The 21,041-nt window shown below is 51.0% G+C and carries 21 protein-coding genes; 5 read left to right on the top strand and 16 right to left on the bottom strand.

Translation table 11 applies throughout. The annotated features are described in order from the left end of the window. Positions 1 to 4 precede the first annotated feature (4 nt). Positions 5 to 1,171: an acetyl-CoA C-acyltransferase FadA gene (fadA, locus tag DES37_RS22615; protein ID WP_036115547.1), complete on the top strand. Its 1,167-nt coding sequence runs from the start codon at positions 5 to 7 to the stop codon at positions 1,169 to 1,171. 105 nt (positions 1,172 to 1,276) lie between these two features. Here the strand turns inward: fadA and fre are convergent, their stop codons facing one another. Both fre and ubiD read right to left on the bottom strand, forming a co-directional pair. After that, positions 1,277 to 1,978, bottom strand: coding sequence for an NAD(P)H-flavin reductase (gene fre, locus DES37_RS22610; protein WP_036115543.1), 702 nt, complete (start codon positions 1,976 to 1,978; stop codon positions 1,277 to 1,279). A 46-nt stretch (positions 1,979 to 2,024) separates the two neighbouring features. After that, positions 2,025 to 3,509, bottom strand: coding sequence for a 4-hydroxy-3-polyprenylbenzoate decarboxylase (ubiD, locus tag DES37_RS22605; protein ID WP_036115541.1), 1,485 nt, complete (start codon positions 3,507 to 3,509; stop codon positions 2,025 to 2,027). Positions 3,510 to 3,742: 233 nt separating this feature from the next. Here ubiD and rfaH point away from each other — a divergent pair, with 233 nt between their 5' ends. Continuing rightward, a complete protein-coding gene (rfaH, locus tag DES37_RS22600) occupies positions 3,743 to 4,234 on the top strand; it encodes a transcription/translation regulatory transformer protein RfaH (protein ID WP_110027969.1) in 492 nt (163 codons plus the stop codon). A 19-nt stretch (positions 4,235 to 4,253) separates the two neighbouring features. Here rfaH and tatD read toward each other — a convergent pair whose 3' ends face one another. The 9 genes from tatD to udp form a co-directional block, all read right to left on the bottom strand. Next, entirely contained in the window at positions 4,254 to 5,036 is a 783-nt protein-coding gene (gene tatD, locus DES37_RS22595) for a 3'-5' ssDNA/RNA exonuclease TatD (protein WP_110027968.1), read from the bottom strand. A gap of 208 nt (positions 5,037 to 5,244) precedes the next feature. Beyond that, on the bottom strand, positions 5,245 to 6,021 hold the full coding sequence (gene tatC / locus DES37_RS22590) for a Sec-independent protein translocase subunit TatC (protein ID WP_036115528.1): 777 nt from the start codon (positions 6,019 to 6,021) through the stop codon (positions 5,245 to 5,247). A gap of 2 nt (positions 6,022 to 6,023) precedes the next feature. Next, positions 6,024 to 6,554, bottom strand: coding sequence for a Sec-independent protein translocase protein TatB (gene tatB, locus DES37_RS22585; RefSeq protein WP_036115526.1), 531 nt, complete (start codon positions 6,552 to 6,554; stop codon positions 6,024 to 6,026). Between the two features lie 3 nt (positions 6,555 to 6,557). Then, complete coding sequence (gene tatA, locus DES37_RS22580) at positions 6,558 to 6,821, bottom strand: Sec-independent protein translocase subunit TatA (RefSeq protein WP_036115524.1); 264 nt, start codon at positions 6,819 to 6,821, stop codon at positions 6,558 to 6,560. 72 nt (positions 6,822 to 6,893) lie between these two features. Next, on the bottom strand, positions 6,894 to 8,534 hold the full coding sequence (gene ubiB / locus DES37_RS22575) for a ubiquinone biosynthesis regulatory protein kinase UbiB (RefSeq protein WP_036115521.1): 1,641 nt from the start codon (positions 8,532 to 8,534) through the stop codon (positions 6,894 to 6,896). Then, complete coding sequence (gene ubiJ / locus DES37_RS22570; protein WP_110027967.1) at positions 8,531 to 9,136, bottom strand: ubiquinone biosynthesis protein UbiJ; 606 nt, start codon at positions 9,134 to 9,136, stop codon at positions 8,531 to 8,533. Before ubiJ ends, ubiB begins: the two co-directional genes overlap by 4 nt. Positions 9,137 to 9,161: 25 nt before the next feature. Then, positions 9,162 to 9,923, bottom strand: coding sequence for a bifunctional demethylmenaquinone methyltransferase/2-methoxy-6-polyprenyl-1,4-benzoquinol methylase UbiE (gene ubiE / locus DES37_RS22565; RefSeq protein WP_110027966.1), 762 nt, complete (start codon positions 9,921 to 9,923; stop codon positions 9,162 to 9,164). Between the two features lie 112 nt (positions 9,924 to 10,035). Then, entirely contained in the window at positions 10,036 to 11,424 is a 1,389-nt protein-coding gene (rmuC, locus tag DES37_RS22560) for a DNA recombination protein RmuC (protein ID WP_110027965.1), read from the bottom strand. A gap of 186 nt (positions 11,425 to 11,610) precedes the next feature. Beyond that, complete coding sequence (gene udp / locus DES37_RS22555; protein WP_036115512.1) at positions 11,611 to 12,372, bottom strand: uridine phosphorylase; 762 nt, start codon at positions 12,370 to 12,372, stop codon at positions 11,611 to 11,613. Between the two features lie 251 nt (positions 12,373 to 12,623). Here udp and DES37_RS22550 point away from each other — a divergent pair, with 251 nt between their 5' ends. Then, positions 12,624 to 13,451 carry a dienelactone hydrolase family protein gene (locus DES37_RS22550; protein WP_110027964.1) on the top strand — a complete coding sequence of 276 codons (828 nt, stop codon included), beginning with the start codon at positions 12,624 to 12,626 and terminating at the stop codon, positions 13,449 to 13,451. 106 nt (positions 13,452 to 13,557) lie between these two features. On the opposite strand, the gene metE is transcribed toward DES37_RS22550, so the two are convergent. Then, positions 13,558 to 15,822, bottom strand: a complete 2,265-nt coding sequence (gene metE / locus DES37_RS22545; RefSeq protein ID WP_110027963.1) for a 5-methyltetrahydropteroyltriglutamate--homocysteine S-methyltransferase — start codon at positions 15,820 to 15,822, stop codon at positions 13,558 to 13,560. Between the two features lie 102 nt (positions 15,823 to 15,924). Between metE and metR the strand changes: the two genes are divergently transcribed. After that, positions 15,925 to 16,878 carry an HTH-type transcriptional regulator MetR gene (gene metR, locus DES37_RS22540; RefSeq protein WP_036115502.1) on the top strand — a complete coding sequence of 318 codons (954 nt, stop codon included), beginning with the start codon at positions 15,925 to 15,927 and terminating at the stop codon, positions 16,876 to 16,878. On the opposite strand, the gene DES37_RS22535 is transcribed toward metR, so the two are convergent. The 3 genes from DES37_RS22535 to pldB all read right to left on the bottom strand — a co-directional run bounded on the left by DES37_RS22535 (position 16,766) and on the right by pldB (position 19,623). After that, on the bottom strand, positions 16,766 to 17,665 hold the full coding sequence (locus tag DES37_RS22535) for a carboxylate/amino acid/amine transporter (RefSeq protein ID WP_036115572.1): 900 nt from the start codon (positions 17,663 to 17,665) through the stop codon (positions 16,766 to 16,768). The two genes, metR and DES37_RS22535, sit on opposite strands and share 113 nt — an antisense overlap. Before the next feature lie 116 nt (positions 17,666 to 17,781). Continuing rightward, on the bottom strand, positions 17,782 to 18,582 hold the full coding sequence (gene yigL, locus DES37_RS22530; protein WP_036115499.1) for a sugar/pyridoxal phosphate phosphatase YigL: 801 nt from the start codon (positions 18,580 to 18,582) through the stop codon (positions 17,782 to 17,784). A 45-nt stretch (positions 18,583 to 18,627) separates the two neighbouring features. Then, a complete protein-coding gene (gene pldB, locus DES37_RS22525) occupies positions 18,628 to 19,623 on the bottom strand; it encodes a lysophospholipase L2 (protein WP_036115571.1) in 996 nt (331 codons plus the stop codon). A 111-nt stretch (positions 19,624 to 19,734) separates the two neighbouring features. Here pldB and rhtB point away from each other — a divergent pair, with 111 nt between their 5' ends. Further along, on the top strand, positions 19,735 to 20,355 hold the full coding sequence (gene rhtB / locus DES37_RS22520; RefSeq protein ID WP_036115497.1) for a homoserine/homoserine lactone efflux protein: 621 nt from the start codon (positions 19,735 to 19,737) through the stop codon (positions 20,353 to 20,355). A 25-nt stretch (positions 20,356 to 20,380) separates the two neighbouring features. Here rhtB and rhtC read toward each other — a convergent pair whose 3' ends face one another. Further along, entirely contained in the window at positions 20,381 to 21,001 is a 621-nt protein-coding gene (rhtC, locus tag DES37_RS22515; protein ID WP_036115495.1) for a threonine export protein RhtC, read from the bottom strand. Positions 21,002 to 21,041 lie beyond the last annotated feature (40 nt).

Below are 21,041 nucleotides of genomic sequence, written 5' to 3'. Positions count from 1 at the left end.
AGTTATGGAAAAAGTTGTCATCGTTGATGCCATCAGAACCCCAATGGGCCGTTCAAAAGGCGGGGCATTTCGCTTCACCCGTGCAGAAGATTTATCTGCTCACTTGATGCGCAGCCTGCTGGCACGCAACCCGGCGCTGGATGCAGCAGATATTGACGATATCTATTGGGGCTGTGTTCAACAAACTCTGGAGCAGGGTTTCAACGTTGCCCGCAATGCTGCCCTGCTTGCTGAGATCCCGCACAGTGTGCCAGCGGTGACCGTTAACCGACTGTGCGGCTCATCCATGCAGGCCCTCCACGACGCCGCTCGCATGATAATGACCGGAGATGCCCATGTTTGCCTGGTCGGCGGTGTGGAACATATGGGCCATGTTCCCATGAGCCACGGTGTGGATTTTCACCCGGGTCTGAGCCGCAATGTCGCCAAAGCGGCGGGGATGATGGGGCTGACAGCGGAAATGCTGGCCCGAATGCACGGTATTTCCCGTGAAATGCAGGATGCGTTTGCCGAACGGTCACACAAACGTGCTTTTGCCGCAACACAGTCTGGTGCGTTCAAAAGTGAAATTGTGCCAACCGGCGGCCATGATGCCCAAGGCGTTCCGGTCATGCTGAGCGCAGATGAAGTTATTCGCCCTGAGACCAGTCTGGAAAGCCTCGCGGCACTGAAACCGGCCTTTGATCCCGTCACCGGTACCGTTACCGCAGGCAGTTCATCCGCACTGTCCGATGGGGCCGCAGCCCTGCTGGTCATGAGTGAGAGCCGGGCGAAGTCCCTTGGGTTACCCATTCGGGCCCGAATTCGTTCTATGTCCGTAGTAGGTTGTGACCCTTCAATTATGGGCTATGGCCCGGTGCCCGCATCAAAACTGGCGCTCAAAAAAGCTGGCCTGACACCTGCAGACATCAATGTTTTTGAAATGAATGAAGCTTTCGCAGCTCAGGTACTGCCTTGTATTAAAGACCTGGGGCTTATGGATATGCTGGATGAGAAAATAAATCTTAACGGCGGAGCCATCGCGTTAGGTCACCCATTGGGGTGCTCCGGTGCGCGTATCAGCACAACCTTGTTGAATATTATGGCAAGGAAAGATGCGCAGTTTGGCCTGGCGACAATGTGTATTGGGCTGGGTCAGGGCATTGCGACTGTTTTTGAACGAACTGAATAACCGATTTAGTTGCCGTGTTCCCGCCTGTCAGGGGCGGGTTTTTTCATTCTTTAGGCGGAAAAACACCCTTTAGTTGCGTGGTGTTCTCCCGCTCTGGCGTTGCTGTCAGATGAATGAAAACGCGTCACCAAACATGCGGTCCTCACGCGCGCTACGCTCATTACAGAACAGCTCACGGGCAATTTTCGCCATTTCAAAACGGCCGGCAATGTAAATGTCATGCCCGGCAAGTGTACCGTAATCCTGCATTACTGCTGCCAGTACCGTCCCGGTGCGCCCCTGCCAACCTTCCTCAGGCTGTTCAACCACGGCCTCAACCCGCAAATTGGGGTGCTGAAGGGTGAGCGCTTCAAGTTCACTGAGGTCGTACAGGTGTTTTTCTTCACGCCCGCCCCAGTAAATTGCGATATCCCGCTGCGGGTTACGCTCCAGCGCAGTGAGCAGAATTGAACGGACATAAGAGAACCCCGTACCACCAGCAATCAGAACCAGCGGGCGGTCATCATCTTCGCGCAACCAGGCTTCACCATGGGGCAAATCGACAACAATCTCACGGTCTTTCAGGATCCTGTCCATTACTGCCATTGCGTACAGGTTCAGTTCAGACGCACCAATGTGCAGTTCAATATACCCTTGCTCAGACGGTGTGGAAGCCAGAGAAAACGGGCGTTTATCCCGCTCATCCATCACCACCATCAAATACTGCCCGGCACGAAAAGAAAAATCAGCTTCCGGTAGTAAACGTACGCGATACACCGTATCCGTAATGGCTTCTACCGAGGTCACTTTACAGCTTAAAATTGTCATGCGTTCCCTCTTCGGGTCATTAAAGCGATGTTGCAACGGCTGCGGCTCAGGCAGTTTTACCGTCATCCACTATACCAAGCTGCGACCAGATAGCATCAACACGAGCCACCACTTCAGGATCTTTGGTTATGGGATGCCCCCACTCACGCTGTGTCTCACCTGGCCATTTATTTGTGGCATCCAGCCCCATTTTCGAACCCAGCCCGGAAACAGGCGAGGCGAAATCCAGATAATCAATCGGTGTGTTTTCAATCATCACCGTATCCCGGGCGGGATCCATACGCGTGGTAATCGCCCAGATAACATCATTCCAGTCACGCGCATTGATATCGTCATCACATACAATAACAAACTTTGTATACATAAACTGACGCAGGAATGACCATACGCCCATCATTACGCGTTTGGCATGCCCCGGATACTGTTTTTTCATTGTGACTACTGCCATACGGTAAGAACACCCTTCTGGCGGCAAATAGAAATCGATAATTTCCGGGAATTGTTTTTGCAAAATAGGCACAAAAACTTCGTTCAGTGCCACACCCATCACCGCCGGTTCATCTGGCGGGCGGCCGGTATATGTGGAGTGGTAAATGGCATCTTCACGGCGGGTAATATGCGTGACAGTCATCACCGGGAAGCTATCTACTTCATTGTAGTACCCGGTATGGTCACCATAAGGCCCTTCGACTGCCATTTCGCCAGGTTCAATGTAACCTTCCAGTACAATCTCGGCACTGGCAGGCACTTCGAGGTCATTGGACAGGCATTTGACCACTTCCGTTTTGTTACCCCTCAGCAGCCCGGCGAACGCATACTCTGACAACGTATCTGGCACAGGGGTGACCGCGCCCAGTAACGTGGCCGGGTCTGCCCCCAGCGCAACCGCAACCGGGAAGCGCTCGCCTGGATTGGTTTGGCAAAACTCCTGAAAATCCAGCGCACCACCACGGTGGGATAACCAACGCATAATGATTTTATTTTTACCCAACACCTGCTGGCGATAAATCCCCAGGTTTTGGCGCTCCTTATGCGGCCCCCGTGTAACCGTCAGCCCCCAGGTAATCAGTGGGGCGGCATCTTCGGGCCAGCAGTGCATCACCGGGATCTGCCCCAGGTCTACATCATCCCCTTGCTGAACAATCTCCTGGCAAGGCGCGGAACGTACCCGTTTTGCGGGCATATTCAGAACTTGTTTAAAGTGCGGAATTTTATCGAATAAATCACGAAAGCCCTTCGGAACCTCAGGTTCTTTAAGGAACGCCAGCAAAGTCCCCACTTCACGCAACGCTGATACATCGTCACGCCCCATACCCATGGCAACCCGTTTTGCCGTACCGAATAAATTACACAGTACGGGCATATTGTAACCTTTTGGATTTTCAAACAATAATGCGGGTCCGCCAGCACGCAGAGTGCGGTCAGCTATTTCTGTTATTTCCAGATGGGGATCAACAGGGAGTGTAATACGTTTTAGTTCACCCTGCGCTTCGAGCAGGGTAAGAAATTCGCGTAGGTCGTGATATTTCATGCTGTTCTTTTTCGCACCAAATTTAGCGCATCATTATACGGGCTTCAGCCCGCTGATGCTGTAACTTTGTTAAATTAGCGTGAATTTACCGCACAACCTGCACGCAGCTTTACAATTAAATCAGCAGTCGGCAGGAGAAAATATACTGGCAAATAGCCACGTTACGCGAGTGGCTATCCCTCTTAAGCACTATTTGCTATGCTTGCCAGTCGGGCGATAATATTAGAGACATTATGGAATCCTGGTATCTGCTTTATTGTAAACGTGGGCAAGTACAACGGGCGCAAGAGCATCTGGAGCGCCAGTCTGTCAATTGCGTCACGCCAATGATCACACTGGAAAAAATAGTGCGTGGCAAACGTACTGCCGTTCAGGAACCTTTATTTCCAAACTATTTATTTGTTGAATTCGACCCGGAAAGGATTCACACAACCACGGTCAATTCTACCCGGGGAGTCAGCCATTTTGTGCGTTTTGGTACGCAACCCGCCATTGTGCCTGACGATGTCATCAACCAATTATTGTGTTACCAGCCGGGTTCAGATATTACCGACCCGGAGACGCCATATCCTGGCGACCAGGTTGTAATTACGGATGGGACATTCGAAGGGCTGGATGCCATTTTCACCGAACCCGATGGCGAAACCCGCTCCATTCTTTTGCTTAACCTGCTGAACAAGCAAGTGTTGAGAAGCGTTAAAAATACCGAGTTTCGCAAAATCTGACACCTGGGTTCAGGGGCTATCAGAAACTAAGGTTAAAAACCCGGCGTACATTATTGTCTGTAGCAGCCTCAAGTTCATTTGGGTCTTCATTACGCCACCGGGCGACCTGTTGAAAAATATGCGGTAACAGGCAAGGCTCATTACGCCGGGAACGCGGTTTGGGCAACAGATCTCTGGGCAACAAATAAGGTGCGTCGGTTTCCAGAAATAGCTGGCTTGCCGGAATTACCGGTAATAATTCCCGTAGAGCTAACCCCCTGCGCTCATCACACACCCACCCGGTCACTCCCAGATACATCCCATGCGCCAGGCACTCATCCGCCTCTTGCCGGGTTCCGGTGAAACAATGTAATACGACCGCTGGCAGCTTATTCAGCCACGGTTTTAGCAACACCATAAAGCAGTCGTGCGCTTCGCGGCAGTGAAGAAAAACGGGTAACTCACATTCAGCCGCGATAGCCAGTTGCGCAGAAAAAGCCCGCTCCTGATCAAGGGGGGAAGAAAAGTTACGGTTAAAGTCCAGCCCACATTCGCCAACTGCCACCACCTTATCTTGCCCGGCCAGGCGATAAATGCGCTCAGCCACCGTTTCACTCCAGGTGCTGGCATCATGGGGGTGTACACCGGCGGTTGCCCAACAATTCTTATACTCAGTAGCACACGCCAGTGCCTGTTCACTCTCCTGCACACTGGTTCCCGTCACTAACAAACCATGGACACCCACGTTTTGCGCGCGAGAAACAACATCAGCACGGTCTTTATCAAACTGTGAGCTGGTTAAATTAACACCAATATCAAACATGGGAGTAACCTGAAAAAAACGCCCGGTAAGGGCGGTGAGTCTGATGACAAACCTAATGTACGCACAGGCGAGAGGATGTCACCCAACAAAAAAACAGGAAAATCAATTCATTGGTTTTCGGCTGATAACTAAAAAGAAGGAAAAACCACGCTTTTTCCTTCTTTTTCATCAATCTGACCGCCCAGTAAGGGCGGCGGTTTAAATGAAATTAGCTGGCGCTGTCTGCGTTATCCGGATCTTCGTCATCGGACGTATCCCGTGGACGGCGTTTCCCTACATAAAACCGGGAACAGAAAACGCCTATCTCAAACAACAAATACATAGGCACAGCCAGCAATGTCTGTGAAAAGATATCGGGTGGTGTGAGCAGCATACCCACCACAAATGCCCCAACCAGTATGTAAGGGCGCTTTTTCTTCAAGTCCGCCGGGGTTGTCACGCCCATCCAGCACAACAGGACAATCGCAACGGGGACTTCAAATGCCACACCAAACGCCATGAAGAGCGACATGACAAAATCGAGGTAATTAGTGATATCCGTCGATATCACAACCCCTGCGGGTGCGGTACGAGTAAGGAAGCCAAATGCGAGGGGAAAAACCACAAAATACGCAAAGGCCATGCCGATATAAAACAAAAACGTACTGGAAACCAGCAATGGCACCACCAGGCGCCGCTCATGCCGGTAGAGCGCTGGGGCAATAAATGCCCACACCTGGTACAGGATAACGGGCGCCGACAAAATCACCGACACCATAATCGTCAGCTTGATGGGGGTGAAAAATGGCGATGCGACATCGGTTGCGATCATGCTCGCGCCATGGGGCATCTGTTTAATTAATGGCGCCGAAATCAGTTGATAGATGTCATTGGCAAAGTAGACCAGCGCAAGAAAGATGACCAGCACAGCAATCATACAATTCAGCAGGCGTTTGCGAAGCTCAATCAGATGACTAATCAGCGGTTGGGTATCATCGACTGCCATAGTTACCCTTTTTTAGTCGGTACGGAAGACACAGGAGTTTCATCGCTGGTTTCGCCTGCTATCGTTTCAGGCTCGTGTACATCAGACGAGTTGACGGGTGCTTCAGATGAGTGCGATGTTACCGTTTCTGAGGCTGTACCGGGTTCAGTTGACGAAGATACTATTTCATCCTGCTCTGCCTGTTGCTTCGCAGGGTTGCGAATAGTGTTTTCTTCATCGCTGAGTTTTTCTGGATCATGCTGGCTATAGGAGCGCTTCATTGACTCAGCAGCCTCACGCAGTTCATCCATAGAAGACTTCAGTTCAGGCGTCAGGTGGTCCATGCTCGCCTTTTCAACTTTTTTCAGGCTGTCCTGAAATTCCTGAAGCTTTAACTCCTGCGCCAACTCGTTTTGCACAGTTGAGGCGAGCGAACGCAACGCCCGAACCCAACCCGCCACTGTTTTCACAGCGACAGGCAGGCGTTCAGGCCCAAGCACAACCAGACCAATTATAAAAATCAGTAATAACTCGCCAAAACCAATATCGAACACTGTTTACACCTGCTCTTTATCGCTCTTTTTCTGTTCGTCTTTCGTGGTCTCGTCAGTTTTTTCTGACAAGTTCTTGGTGGTGAAATCGGCATCAGGTGCGGATTTCGTTTTGTCGCCTTTGTCGTCATCGTCATCATTCATTGCTTTTTTAAAGCCTTTGATGGATGCGCCAAGATCAGAACCCAAAGAACTGAGTTTCTTGGTGCCAAACAGCAACACAACAATGACAACGATTATCAATAATTGCCAGATACTAATACCACCCATAATGTTCCTCAGAGACGAAAAGTGAAGTCCGGCCTCGCGCATTGCGGGGCTTACGCTTTCATAATGAAAAAATCAGGTAGTACGCCACCAGCCCACAAGCCACGCAGCGATGCCACCTACCATTAGCCATGCGGGCATCATACCCCAGTCAGGCCGATTAATTAGCAACAGCGTACCACTGACAATCAGTGTTGCACCAATACCAAACAAATATCGCGACTGCCCCTGACGTACCCGATTATCGTGCAATTCACGGGAAATCTTATCCATGCTGTGCTGTAAATGCCGCCCCTGGCGCAAACTTTCATAAAAAAGCTCCGGGATTTCCGGCATTTTTTCTACCCAAAATGGCGCTTTCTCTTTGAATGCCCGAACCAGCGCGGGAATACCCACCTGGTCTTTTATCCAGGATTCAAGGAACGGTTTTGCCGTTTTCCATAAGTCGAGTTGTGGGTAAAGTTGCCGCCCGACACCTTCTACATATAACAGGGTTTTCTGTAACAGCACCAGTTGCGGTTGTACTTCCATATTGAACCGCCGGGCTGTATTAAACAGATTGAGTAATACATGACCGAAGGAGATTTCCGCCAGCGGCTTTTCAAAAATCGGCTCACAAACGGTACGGATGGCAAACTCAAACTCTTCCACATTGGTATCTGGCGGAACCCATCCTGAATCCACATGCAGTTCAGCTACTTTGCGGTAATCACGGTTAAAAAATGCGATAAAGTTTTCAGCCAGATAGCGTTTGTCGTCTTTATTAAGCGACCCCACAATCCCACAATCGATACCGATGTACTGCGGGTTTTCCGGATGCTCGTAACTTACAAAAATATTGCCCGGATGCATATCAGCGTGAAAGAAACTGTCACGAAAAACCTGAGTAAAAAACACCTGAACCCCACGCTCAGCCAGGAGCTTCATGTTGGTGCCATTTTTTTCCAGGGCTGCAACATCTGAGACCGGTATCCCATAGATACGTTCCATGACCAGCATATTCTCGCTGCAGTAGTCAGAGTAAACTTCCGGGACGTACAGCATGGGGCTGTTTTCGAAATTGCGGCGCAACTGAATACCATTGGCGGCTTCCCGCAGTAAATTCAGTTCGTCCATTAAGGTTTTTTCGTATTCACGCACCACTTCCGTGGGGCGTAACCTGCGCCCATCCGGCATCAGGCGTGGCACCCAGCGCGCCAGGCGGTAAATAAGCCGAATATCGGCTTTAATAACAGGCTGGATATCCGGGCGGATAACCTTAATAACCACCTCTTTGCCGTTGTCTTTCAGACGTGCGGTATGTACCTGCGCAATAGATGCAGACGCAAGTGGTTCGACAGAAAAATCATCAAACCAGGTTTCCACAGGAATATCGCCCATCGCCTTTTCGATTTGTTGCTGTGCAAGGCGACCATCAAAGGGGGCAACACGGTCTTGTAACAAAGCCAGTTGATCCGCAATCGCCGGGGGAAACAGATCCCGGCGAGTGGATAACATCTGGCCAAACTTTATCCAGACCGGGCCCAGTTCCTGTAACGCCAACCGCAGACGCTCACCTAGCGGCAAATCTTTATGCCGGTTTGGCAACCAGAACAACAAACGCCGCCATAAACGCAGTGGCAGCGTAATGCGCATTTTGGGGATAAGTTCATCAAGGCCGTAAGTCAGAAAAGTACGAATGATGAAGTACAGGCGGCGAATCTCACCTGGCGTCATTTGGCCTCCAGTTTCTCAAGCCGCTGACTCAGGTTTTCAACAGCAGTATTTAGTGCTTGTGCTTCTTCAGTAAACCACGCAACTTCAAGCGAGCCAGGCGCCAGACGCCACTCCTCAGTTATAGCCTGAGATACATTCTGGCGCTGGCGTACCAGCCTTTGCTTCAAAAATTGGCCACCATTGCGCACAGCCCTGCTCAGGCCTTCTGCAACAACGTCTCCCGTCCAGGGAGCCAGCATTTCTGCCGGGTCAGTTTCAGCCAGGTCAAGTAGCGCCACCATGTTCTGTACAACCTGGATATCGCCCTGGACCTCAAGATCACCCTGGCGAATCAGCTGAGTTAGCTGACTACGGTCTCGCAGAGAGGGCAAAACCGATAACCGTGTTACCACCGTGCAATCGACTTCACCATCCCACTGCGCCACGACATCCAGTTGTTGTTCACTGAAAACCATAACAAGAGGGGCATTCAGTTCCTGAAGGGTGATACGCAATACTTTCCCGTATAACCGCAGGCGGGCTGCCCTGAGTGCTTTATCCTGCCAGAGCAGCTTATTCAGTGCGGTTTCAATCCCTGCTGTCATCAATGGCATAAATGGCATCCTGCGCCTCCTGTCAGGTCTTTCTTCAGAATTTATAGCCGCGATGCAGTGCGACAATTCCGCCAGTCAAATTGAAATAAGTGACGTTTTCAAACCCGGCGTTTTCCATCATGCCCTTCAGTGTTTCCTGGTCAGGGTGCATGCGAATCGACTCAGCCAGGTAGCGGTAACTTTCCGCATCATGAGCAACCAATTCGCCAATCCGCGGCAGGACATGGAAAGAGTACGCGTCATAAGCCTTACTGAGCGGTTTCAGAATGGGTTTAGAAAACTCCAGCACCAGCAACCGACCACCGGGTTTCAGAACGCGAAACATTGAGCGCAACGCTTTGTCTTTATCTGTCACATTACGCAGCCCAAAAGAGATGGTAATGCAGTCAAAGGTATTGTCCGGGAATGGCAGCGCTTCAGCGTTGGCCTGAACATACTCAACATTACCGACAATGCCGAGGTTACGCAGTTTCTCACGCCCCATTTTCAACATGGAGTCATTAATATCTGCCAGCACCACTTTGCCGCTGTCGCCAACCAGCCGCGAGAATTTGGCAGCCAGGTCGCCGGTACCACCCGCTAAATCGAGCACACACTGCCCACGCCTTACACCACTGCAATCAATAGTGAAGCGCTTCCATATGCGATGAATACCAAAGGACATCAGATCGTTCATCAGGTCGTACTTTGACGCCACCGAATGAAAAACCTGCGCGACCATATCCGCCTTTTGTTCTGTCGCTACGGTGCGATAACCGAAATGCGTAGTATCTTTTGAATCAGATTCATCAGCCATCTTAGTGCCTGCCCATCCTAAAAAAGAGTGTGAAGTGTAACAGATTGCGCAATATTGCTCTAAGTCTCAAACCCGGTGGCAAAATACCACCGAACGATTGTTATTGCGCCTGTCAGGGCGGTAGTGGCGTATCCTGCCGTGATGCCACACTGGCATCAGTATCTTCCTGGCGTGCCTGTTCTGTTAGTTCAGGATTTATCTCACGCTTGATCTCTACCCCTAACTCACGGAATGAATCTGCCTGAACCAGCAAATTCCCGCGCCCATGAGCTAATTTTTTCATTGCCTGGTGATAATTGTCCTGGGCTTTGTTAAGGCTTTGCCCTATTGCCATCATATCATCAACAAAGAGGCGCATTTTGTCATACAACCGGCTTGCACGCTCAGCGATTTGTTGGGCATTACGGCTTTGATGCTCGTAGCGCCACAGGTTCGCTATCGTGCGCAGTGCCACCAACAGCGTTGTCGGGCTGACCAGCATAATATTATTGCGCAAAGCTTCGCTAATCAGCTCTGGCTGGCGGTCTATTGCCAATAAAAAAGCGGGCTCCACCGGAATAAACATCAGCACATAATCCAGCGAGCGTAAACCGGGAAGTTGTTGATAATCTTTACGGCCCAGCAGGCGAATATGGTTACGTATTGCCGCAATATGTTCACTAAGTGCCGCTTCACGGGTCACATCATCATCGGCATTAAAATAGCGCTCATAGGCCACCAGCGTCATTTTGGCGTCTATTACCACATCTTTATTTTGTGGCAGGCGCACAATCACATCGGGCTGCATACGGCTGTGGTTATCTAATGTGACACTGACCTGGGTTTCATATTCAGCCCCTTCCCGCAAACCGGAAGCTTCCAGAACACGAGCCAGAACCACTTCTCCCCAGTTCCCCTGAGTTTTATTATCACCTTTCAGCGCACGGGTAAGGTTGACTGCCTCTTGCGTCATCTTCGCATTGAGCTGCTGTAGTTGCCGAATTTCGTGGGTCAGGGTATGCCGCTCACGTGCCTCTGTTCCAAAATTCTCCTGAACCTGGCGACGAAAGCCGTCCAGTTGTTCCCGCAAAGGTGCCAGCAGGCCCGACAAACTCTGGCGGTTCTGCTCATCCATACGTTGGTGGCTTTGAGAAAAAATGCGGTTAGCCAGGTTTTCAAACTGTTCACTCAGGCGTTGTTCACTGTTGATCATCTGCCGGTGTTTATCTTCCGTATGTAAACGGTTTTCTTCCAGCCGGGTGGCCATTTCCCGCAGGTCTGCTTCCTGAATACGGTTAATATCCAGTTGATTACGCAACTCCTGATTCAGTTGTTCGTATTCTTCTTGCCAGTGTTGGCTTTGCACCAGTTGCTGGCGGGTTGCCATAAGTTCACCATACACATCACGATGCGCGGCCTGTTCTTCTGCCATATGCCGTGCTGCGCGCAAACTGGCAAGCAACCAGCCCGTTAAGCCGCCTACGGCTAATCCGCCCGCAAGGAAAAACCAGGTAAATGCCACACTCCCTCCCACCTGAAAATCTGAGTCTGCTAAAATTTTGCTGTATAAATGTCCAGATTAAAAGGCTTTATGGTGCCGGATGGCTATCTTGAGGTAATTTGGCTGTTTTTTCGCCGTTCAGGAGGGAGGAACAAGAGAGCATGAGATAAACCAGCGGAGGGTCCCCCGCTGGTGTATTGGCAATAATCACAGCAGGCGACGCGCAGCCTCTACCACGATTTTCACCGCATGGCTTTCCGTTTGTTTCATGGTTTCCGCGTTAGGGATTTCTTGCTGGGTGCGGTTAACAATGACACCAGCAACCATACCGGCGCGTAAACCCTGGCTGGCACACATAGTCAGCAGCGTCGCAGATTCCATTTCGTAGTTCATGACACCCATTTGTTGCCACTCTTCCATAGAGCCTTTAAAGCGGCTGACAACGCGCCCGGAAAACGTGTCATAGCGTTCCTGGCCTGGGTAAAAAGTATCAGACGATGCAGTCACCCCAATATGAGTGGTAGCACCAACGGCTTTGGCTGCTTCGACTAATGCAGTAGTGCAGGCAAAATCCGCCACCGCCGGGTACTCCATCGGTGCAAAATGCAGGCTCGCGCCATCAAGGCGCACAGATGCCGTTGTGACCAGGACATCGCCAACATTGATATGCGGCTGAATGGCACCAGTGGTCCCTACACGCAGGAAGGTACGAATACCCAGTTGAGCTAACTCTTCAACAGCAATCGAGGTAGACGGGCCACCAATGCCGGTGGAGCAAACAATGACCGATTTCCCGGCTAACTCCGCTCTCCATGACGTAAATTCACGGTGTGCGGCCAGTTTTACCGGGTTATCCATTAATGCGGCTATTTTTTCCACCCGCTCAGGATCGCCCGGAACAATCGCCAGTGTTGCGCCCTGTAAATCCGCTTTGGTAAGCCCAAGATGAAACACATCAGACCTGGACATAAATCACTCCTCTTTGAGTCAATGTTCGGGTGAAGTAAAACTGTACTCTACTGAAGTATCTGGCTTTAAAAAGTGACAGTAATCACCTTAAAACTTCAAGATTACATTACGTTGCTTATAGATTGTGATATTAATCACAAATTGTAATCGGACCAGTTAAGAAATTTGTTTTAATTACACTTTTTGTACACTGCCAGCCCACCCTTGTGCAGCTATAGTTAAGTTTATGCGCTATTCACATGGAGATTGCTATGACAGAAAAAAAGACAACCACGCCTGCCAATAACCAATTCGCACCTGCGGTATCCCCAGTAACATCAACCGTCATTCATACCAGCGATGAGGGGTTACACACAGGCGAAACGACCATAGCAACCCAGGGTGAAAACATGCCAGCCTGGTATGCAAGGCCACAGGATGTAGCCGCTCCTTTGCCCGTTGTCATTGTGGTGCAAGAGATCTTCGGCGTGCATGAACATATAAAAGATGTATGCAGGCGTCTGGCGCACCTGGGGTATCTGGCCGTAGCTCCGGAACTCTATTTCCGCCAGGGGTGCCCGAATGAATACGATGAGATCAGCGCATTACTCCGCGATCTGGTGAGCAAAGTACCCGATGCTCAGGTGCTGGCCGACCTTGATCATGTGGCTAGCTGGGCCGGTAAACACCATGGTGATCTGCACCGTTTGTTTGTTACTGGTTTTTGTTGGGGCGGTCGTATTAGCTGGCTGTATGCCGCACATAACCCCCAGCTTAAAGCTGCTGTGGCCTGGTATGGCCGCCTGGTTGGCGCACACACGCTGACATCACCTCAACACCCGGTTGATGTTACTGCAAACCTTAGCGCTCCTGTTTTGGGCTTGTATGGCGGCAAAGATGACGGCATCCCGCTCGACAGCGTAGAAACCATGCGCCAGGCATTGCGCGCAGCAAATGCGAAAGCAGAAATCGTGGTTTACCCGGAAGCGGGGCACGCATTTAACGCTGACTACCGTCCCAGCTACCACCAGGCGTCAGCGCAGGATGGCTGGGAAAGAATGCTCGCCTGGTTCACGGCATATGATAAAGGCGCAAAATAGGTAGCTAACGTTATAAAAAAACAAGGAAAGGCCAAAAGCCTTTCCTTTTTCATTGCTGGTTACTCATTACCGGCTACTCATTGCAGGCCACACTTAAACGGATTGATTAACAGGACTGGCGCAGGTTACGGGCAGCCTCAACCATATTTGCCAGTGCTGCGCGGGTTTCTTGCCAGCCCCGCGTTTTCAGCCCGCAATCCGGGTTTACCCACAACCGTTCAGCCGGAATATAACGGGCGGCTTTCTTCAGCAGGTTTTCTATCCAGGCAACATCAGGCACATTGGGTGAGTGAATGTCATAGACACCAGGCCCAATTTCGTTCGGGTATTCAAACTCTTCAAAGGATTCCAGCAGTTCCATATCAGAGCGTGATGTTTCGATAGTAATAACATCAGCATCCAGTGCCGCAATGGAATCCATGATGTCATTAAATTCGCAGTAACACATATGGGTATGAATCTGTGTTTCGTCTTTAGCAACCGCAGCATTCAGACGGAATGCTTCCACGGCCCATGCCAAATAATCCTGCCAGTCACTCTGGCGTAGCGGTAAACCTTCACGCAACGCGGGCTCATCTATCTGGATAATGCCAATACCTGCTGCTTCCAGGTCTGCCACTTCATCGCGCAGTGCCAGGGCAATCTGTTTCGCAATGGTTTCGCGGCTGACATCTTCGCGAGGGAATGACCAACATAAAATCGTCACCGGGCCGGTCAACATGCCTTTCATCGGTTTATCTGTTAATGACTGGGCATATTTAGCCCACTCAACTGTAATGGGTGCCGGGCGGCTGACATCGCCAGTCACAACAGGCGGTTTCACACAGCGCGAACCATAACTTTGTACCCACCCGTTTTGGGTGAACGCAAAACCATCAAGATGCTCACCAAAATACTCAACCATATCATTACGTTCTGCCTCACCGTGCACCAGCACGTCCAGCCCCAGGCGTTCCTGCTCCTGCACCGCCTGGCGGATATGCTCAGCGATACTGGTGCGGTAATTGCCCGCATCCAAACGCCCCTGTTTGAAATCCAGGCGCAGGCCGCGAATCTCTTTAGTCTGCGGGAATGAACCTATTGTGGTGGTCGGCCAGGCAGGCAAATTAAAGTGCGCACGCTGCAATTGAGCGCGTTTTGCGTACGCGCTTGCTCGCTGGCTGTCTCGTTCACCAATAGCTGCAAGCCGCTCAGCAACAGCCTGGTTATGCACACGGCGAGAATCAGACCGGGCCTGAATCGGGGCACTCCATTCAACCAGATTACGGGTATCAGCACTATTCAGCGCATGAGCAAGTAACGCCAGCTCTTCACATTTTTGTACCGCGAAGGCAAACCAACTTTTCACTTCGTCATCAAGGCGGGTTTCAACACGCAGGTCAATGGGGCTGTGCAGTAAAGAACAAGAAGAGGCAACCCATAGCGGGCGCCGGCCAGCAATGCCTTTAAGTTGCTGGTATTTTTGTGTTAAGTCAGCGCGCCAGACATTACGCCCGTTGATAACACCGGCAGACAATAACCAGTCTGGTGGCAGTTTGCGGTGTAATTCAGTCACATCATCATGGCCGTGAACCAAATCGACATGCAACCCTTGTACAGGTAATGCAGTGATAGTCTCGAGGTTAGGGGTGATACCTTCAAAATAGGTAGTCAGCAGTAATTTGACCCGGCCATTCAGCGCCTCGTAAGCCGGGTTGAATGCCTCCAGCCACGCCTTTGGCAATTGCAGGACCAGAGCGGGTTCATCTATTTGTACCCACTCAATGCCACGTTTTGCCAGTTCCGCCAAAACCTGCTGATAAACTGGCAGAATATCGTTGAGTAAAGACAAACGGTCAAAAGCCTCACCTTTCACTTTCCCCAACCATAGATAAGTCACCGGCCCCAGTAACACAGGTTTTACTCTGTGGTTGAGCGCCAGGGCTTCATCAACCTCATCCAGCAGTTGTGTCCAGGCCAGGTGAAATGACTGCCCCTGAGTAAATTCCGGCACCATATAGTGGTAGTTAGTATTAAACCACTTGGTCATTTCTGCGGCAGCAGCAGGTTCCCCTGTAGGTGCCCGGCCACGGCCAATACGAAATAAGGTGTCGATATCAATACTGCCATCGGAATTTTGGTGGCGTGCAGGGACATTGCCCAACAACAGACTGGTGCCAAGAACATGGTCGTACCAGGCGAAGTCGCCAACAGGAAGTATGTTGATACCGGCATCACTTTGTTGTTGCCAGTGGCGTGCGCGTAATTCACGCCCGGTTTCGAACAACGCTTCACGGCTCAGAGTGCCAGCCCAATAACTTTCCTGTGCTTTTTTCAGTTCGCGTCGCAGGCCAATACGCGGAAAACCGAGGGTATGGTTGAGGACAGTCATTTTCTTTCTCCATTTAGCCATCCAGATGTTTACACATCTATATTCCGCAGGTACTGTATATTCCTCAAGCGCAAAATCCTCAAGGCGAAGTGAAGGACTTTCATGATCGAGATAAAACACCTGAGAACCCTGCAGGCACTCCGCAGTAGTGGGTCACTGGCCGCTGCCGCTGCCGTCCTGCACCAGACGCAATCCGCCCTTTCTCACCAGTTCAGCGATCTGGAGCAACGGCTCGGGTTCAGGCTGTTTATCCGTAAAAGCCAGCCTCTGCGTTTCACTCCCCAGGGTGAAATCCTGTTACAACTGGCCGCACAGGTGTTGCCACAAATTCAGCAGGCGCTGCAGGATTGCAATGAGCCACAACAAAGCACTTTGCGCATTGCGATTGAATGCCATAGCTGCATCCAGTGGCTGACCCCCGCTCTGGAACATTTCCACAAGTTGTGGCCACAGGTAGAGATGGATTTTAAATCCGGCGTCACTTTCGACCCGCAACCCGCCTTGCAACAAAGTGAGCTGGATATCGTACTGACATCCGATATTCTGCCGCGTAGCGGTCTGCATTATTCGCCGATGTTTGATTTCGAAGTACGTCTGGTTCTGGCTGCAGATCACCCACTGGCAGGAAAAGCCCGAATCAGCCCGGAAGACCTGGCACGTGAAACGCTGTTAATTTACCCGGTACAGCGCCAGCGCCTTGATGTCTGGCGTCATTTTCTGCAGCCCGCAGGTATCAGCCCATCGTTAAAAAGTGTTGATAATACTTTGCTGCTCATCCAAATGGTGGCAGCCCGCATGGGAATTGCAGCCTTGCCGCACTGGGTAGTGGAAAGTTTTGAACGACAGGGGCTGGTCGTGACCCGGACATTAGGTGAAGGTTTATGGAGCCGGTTGTACGCTGCCGTGCGGGACGGAGAGCAGCGCCAACCAGTTATTGACGCGTTTACTCGCTCGGCGCGCCAGCACGCCTGCGACCACCTGCCGTTTGTGAAGAATGCGGAACGACCCAGCGCCGATGCACCCACAGTGAAGCCAGAATCACTGCTGCGCCAATAAGAAAACTACTCCAGTGGGGTTGTTGCTGCCAGATAGCCAGGTTTACCAGCAGCCCGGCCGGGATATGGACGTTGTTCATAATGCCAAGCGTCCCGGCATCCACCTGTGTCGCGCCATAGTTCCACATAAAATACCCCAGCCCGGATGCAGCCACTCCCAGCCAGACCAGAATGCCCCACTGTAACGAGGTTTCTGGCAGTTTATTTGGGTTACCCAACGTAAACCAGGCAATAACCGCCACAACCAGTGCTCCCATATAAAACCAGGAAATCGCACTGTGCTGCGGCATTGGGTGCACTTCCATCAGGCGTTTGTAGCCCACCATGCCAATGGCAAAGCTGATATTGGCAAGTTGCACCAGTAACAGGCCGAGCCAGAAGTGATCACTCAGTTTGTCGTAACGAATAATCGCGGCACCGGTCACTGCCAGCAAAGCACTAAGCGCATACCCCCAGCGCAACCGGCGGCGGCTCAGCACATCGTATATCAGTGTGACATACAGTGGAGTGAAGATAGTAAATAGCAGAAATTCCGACACTGTCAGGTAGAGATAAGCCCGAAAGCTGAACAGATACATCACGCCCAGTTGCATGGCGCCAACCAGCATATAGGACAATAACGTGCGCCATTTTTGCCCGCAGGTTCGCAGGAAAGGCAAAAAGACCAGTGCGGCCAGGCCAATACGCATCAAAACAGAAAAGTAGCTGTCAACATGACCGGCGAGGTATTCGCCTATCAGGCTGAAGGAAAAAGCCCACAAGATAGTGGTGATTATCAGTAAGATCACGGCATATTGGCTCATAATGAAACGAACCAATATTTTAGCGAGACAGGCAGCTGCGCGCCCAACTATTTAGTTTACGAGTGGTTAAAATAAAACCACTCGTTAGTTAACTGACGTTCTCAGGAGAGAAATAATTTCCGCAGATAATGCGGTACAGCATCAGTTACGTTGGTTCCAATCACTTCCAGTTCGGGCAACAAGTCTTTCAGGCGCTGATGAGCATTTCCCATGATGCAGCCTTTCCCGGCCATAGAGAGCATCTCTTTGTCATTCATGCCATCGCCAAACGCGATACAGTCTTTTAACTGGTAGCCCATCGCCTTCGCAACCGCTTCCAGCGCATGGCCTTTTGAGACACCACCTGCCATCACTTCAAGGCATGTTACTGTTGAGAAACTGACATTAACCCGGTCACCCCAGCGGGCATTAATGGCCTGCTCCAGTGGCAACAGCTTCTCGTGGGAGTCACAAGTAAAGAACACTTTGCTGACGCCATCGGTTTCCAGCATACCTGGCTGGAACACCTGGTAGTTAAATACTGCCTCACGGAAATAGACCATATCTTCAGGCCGTGGTTGGCTGATAAACCATTCATCACCACGATACACATTAGTGGTAATGTCTTTGTTGCCCACAACCATGCCGTACAAGTCGCCAGCAATGTCCCGGTCCAGGTCATGAGAGAACACCAGGTTACCCTGGTTATCGTGCACCCGGGCACCATTGGACGTAATCATATACGACTGAATACCCAGGTTATCCCTAATCTGGCTGACATCAATATGGTGCCGACCAGTTGCGAAAATAAAATGAATATCCTGGTTTACCAGCAGCTTTAATGTCTCTTTGGCAAATGGCGTAAGCCTGTGCTCAGGCGATAACAGTGTGCCGTCTAAATCCGACGCGACAACATGGTACATAGGCGATTCTACCTCTGGTGGAAATAACGTTAAGGCCTCGTGCCTTTAGTCTGCATGCCGTGTAAAAAAGTCCACAATGGCATGCAATGCAGCAGCGCGCATATCGTCCTTTTCAAACAGGATCTCATGATACGCACCTTCTATGACGTAAGGTTTTCCCCCCTCACATGGGTGGCCCGCCGCGGCTCTAATTTCACAGAACTTATCGTGCATCCGGTTATCCACGACACGATCCTGTTCTGCCTGCAGGAGCAATACCGGCGTGGTCATAGCAGTGGCCTCTGCCAAAACCTGTTCACCTGCAAGGATACCTTCCCGAACCCAATGGTAAGTTGGGCCACCCACACGTAACCGCGGATCATCCGCATACAAACGCAGATTACGCCGGTAACGTTCAGGACTGTGGGTTAATGTATTCATCACAAAGGGTAACGGTTGCCAGCGCCCGGTGCCCATTGCATAACCTTCACTGATTTTTGGGTAGCCTTCTGCCCAGTCAAGGATATGCCGCACCATCCAGTCTGGCAGGCGAATAACAATGCCAAACATCGGGGCGCATAACACGGCGGCATCACAGGCCTGTGGGTTTTGGCTTAAGAACAGCGCCGTTATCGCGCCTCCCATAGAGTGCGCCAGAACAAAACGTTTTTTCCACGGACCCGGAGCGACTTCCTGCTGCCAGAATGACGTTAAATCATCGACATAATCACTGAAATTCACCACATGGCCACGATGGGGATCGTCCAGCATCCGCCCGGATCGCCCCTGCCCGCGATGATCAATGATTAATACGTCAAACCCGCAATGAAACAGATCCCAGGCAACTTCAGCGTATTTCACGTAACTTTCAATGCGCCCGGGGCAAATAACCACCACCTGGTGGTGTTTTTTGCTACGGAAACGAACATAACGAATGGGCACGCCGCCAACACCTGCGAGCTCGCATTCTTCACGCTGTTGCCAGAAATCATTCAGCGGACCCACAGCAAAAGCAGCAAAAGCTTTTTCCCTTTCGGTCCACTCATTTTTGTGCTTTTTCATAGCAAGCATCAGCACCTTTCAGTAGTGGAATAGCACTTTTTTTGTGAGCCATAGCGCAACACCAGACAATGGCGTATTGTGACATAAAAGTGTGCAGATCAGGAATCCAGGATGAGTCTCGAGTGGTGGTTTACCTATTTTATTACAACGATCATTTTAAGTTTATCGCCAGGGTCTGGCGCAATTAATACCATGAGTACCGCCATGAGCCATGGTTACCGTGGTGCCGCAGCATCTATAGCGGGCCTGCAAACCGGGCTGGCGATTCATATTGTTCTGGTCGGCGTGGGTTTAGGGACGTTGTTCTCTCACTCGCTACTGGCGTTCGAAATTCTCAAATGGGCTGGTGCCGCTTACCTGGTGTGGTTGGGGATTCAGCAATGGCGGGCGGCAGGTGCGCTTGATCTGAAAACCCTGGCGCAACAACAACCACGGCGCAAATTGTTCCAGCGTGCGGTCTTTGTCAATCTGACCAACCCCAAAAGCATTGTCTTCCTGGCCGCACTGTTTCCACAATTTATTGTGCCGCACCAACCGCAGGTCATGCAGTATGTGGTGTTGGGTGTAACAACCGTCGCGGTGGATATTGTGGTGATGATTGGTTATGCCACACTGGCACAACGTATTGCAGGCTGGATTAAAGGGCCACGCCAGATGAAAGCGCTGAACAGAGTATTTGGTTCACTCTTTATGCTGGTGGGCGCACTGCTCGCCAGTGCGCGCCAGGCATAATTGCATGCTACACAGCGGGTGCCGGTTAGCGGGAAATAATCAGATGGATTCCGAACCCGGTAAACAAGGCACCTGCCATCCCGTCAATCCATTTAGCCAGCCGCTGGTAGCCTTGCCGCATTTTCGGTAACGCAAACAGGCTGGCGACCACAGCAAACCAGGCAAAGGTTTCTAACGCAATCAGGCAAAACAACCCAACGCGTTCTGGTGCGCCAACACTGTCACCAAGGAAGAGTGAGAAAACACTCCCGAAATAGATAATGGCTTTGGGGTTAGCCAGGTTGGTTAGCAGCCCTTTCAGGAAGCTACGACCAGCCTGAGCCAGCTCAACTTGCTGTGTTGGCTCATGCGCCACTGGTTTTTTAAATACACCCCGCAGCATCTGGAAACCCATCCAGCATAAATACAAACCACCACCCACCATAATAATGGTGTGCAACCAGGCCATTTTTTCCAGAATAAGATGCAGGCCAAGCAGCGCAACACCGGACCAGACCATTACGCCACAGGTAATACCCAGTACGCCCATAATGGCTTCACGGCGAGAGCGGCTGATAGCCGTTTGAGATACAAAAAAGAAATCCGGGCCAGGGCTTATCAGCGCTAAGAAATGCACCAGTGCCACTGTCAGAAAAAGCATTAACATAACTTGCTCGCAGGAGAATAATCGCAGGAGGTATTATCCT

The sequence above is a fragment of the Mangrovibacter plantisponsor genome (assembly GCF_003182475.1).
Lineage (GTDB): Bacteria > Pseudomonadota > Gammaproteobacteria > Enterobacterales > Enterobacteriaceae > Mangrovibacter > Mangrovibacter plantisponsor.
The sequence above is the reverse complement of the archived record's forward strand: the minus strand, read 5'-3'. Positions and strand labels throughout refer to the sequence as shown.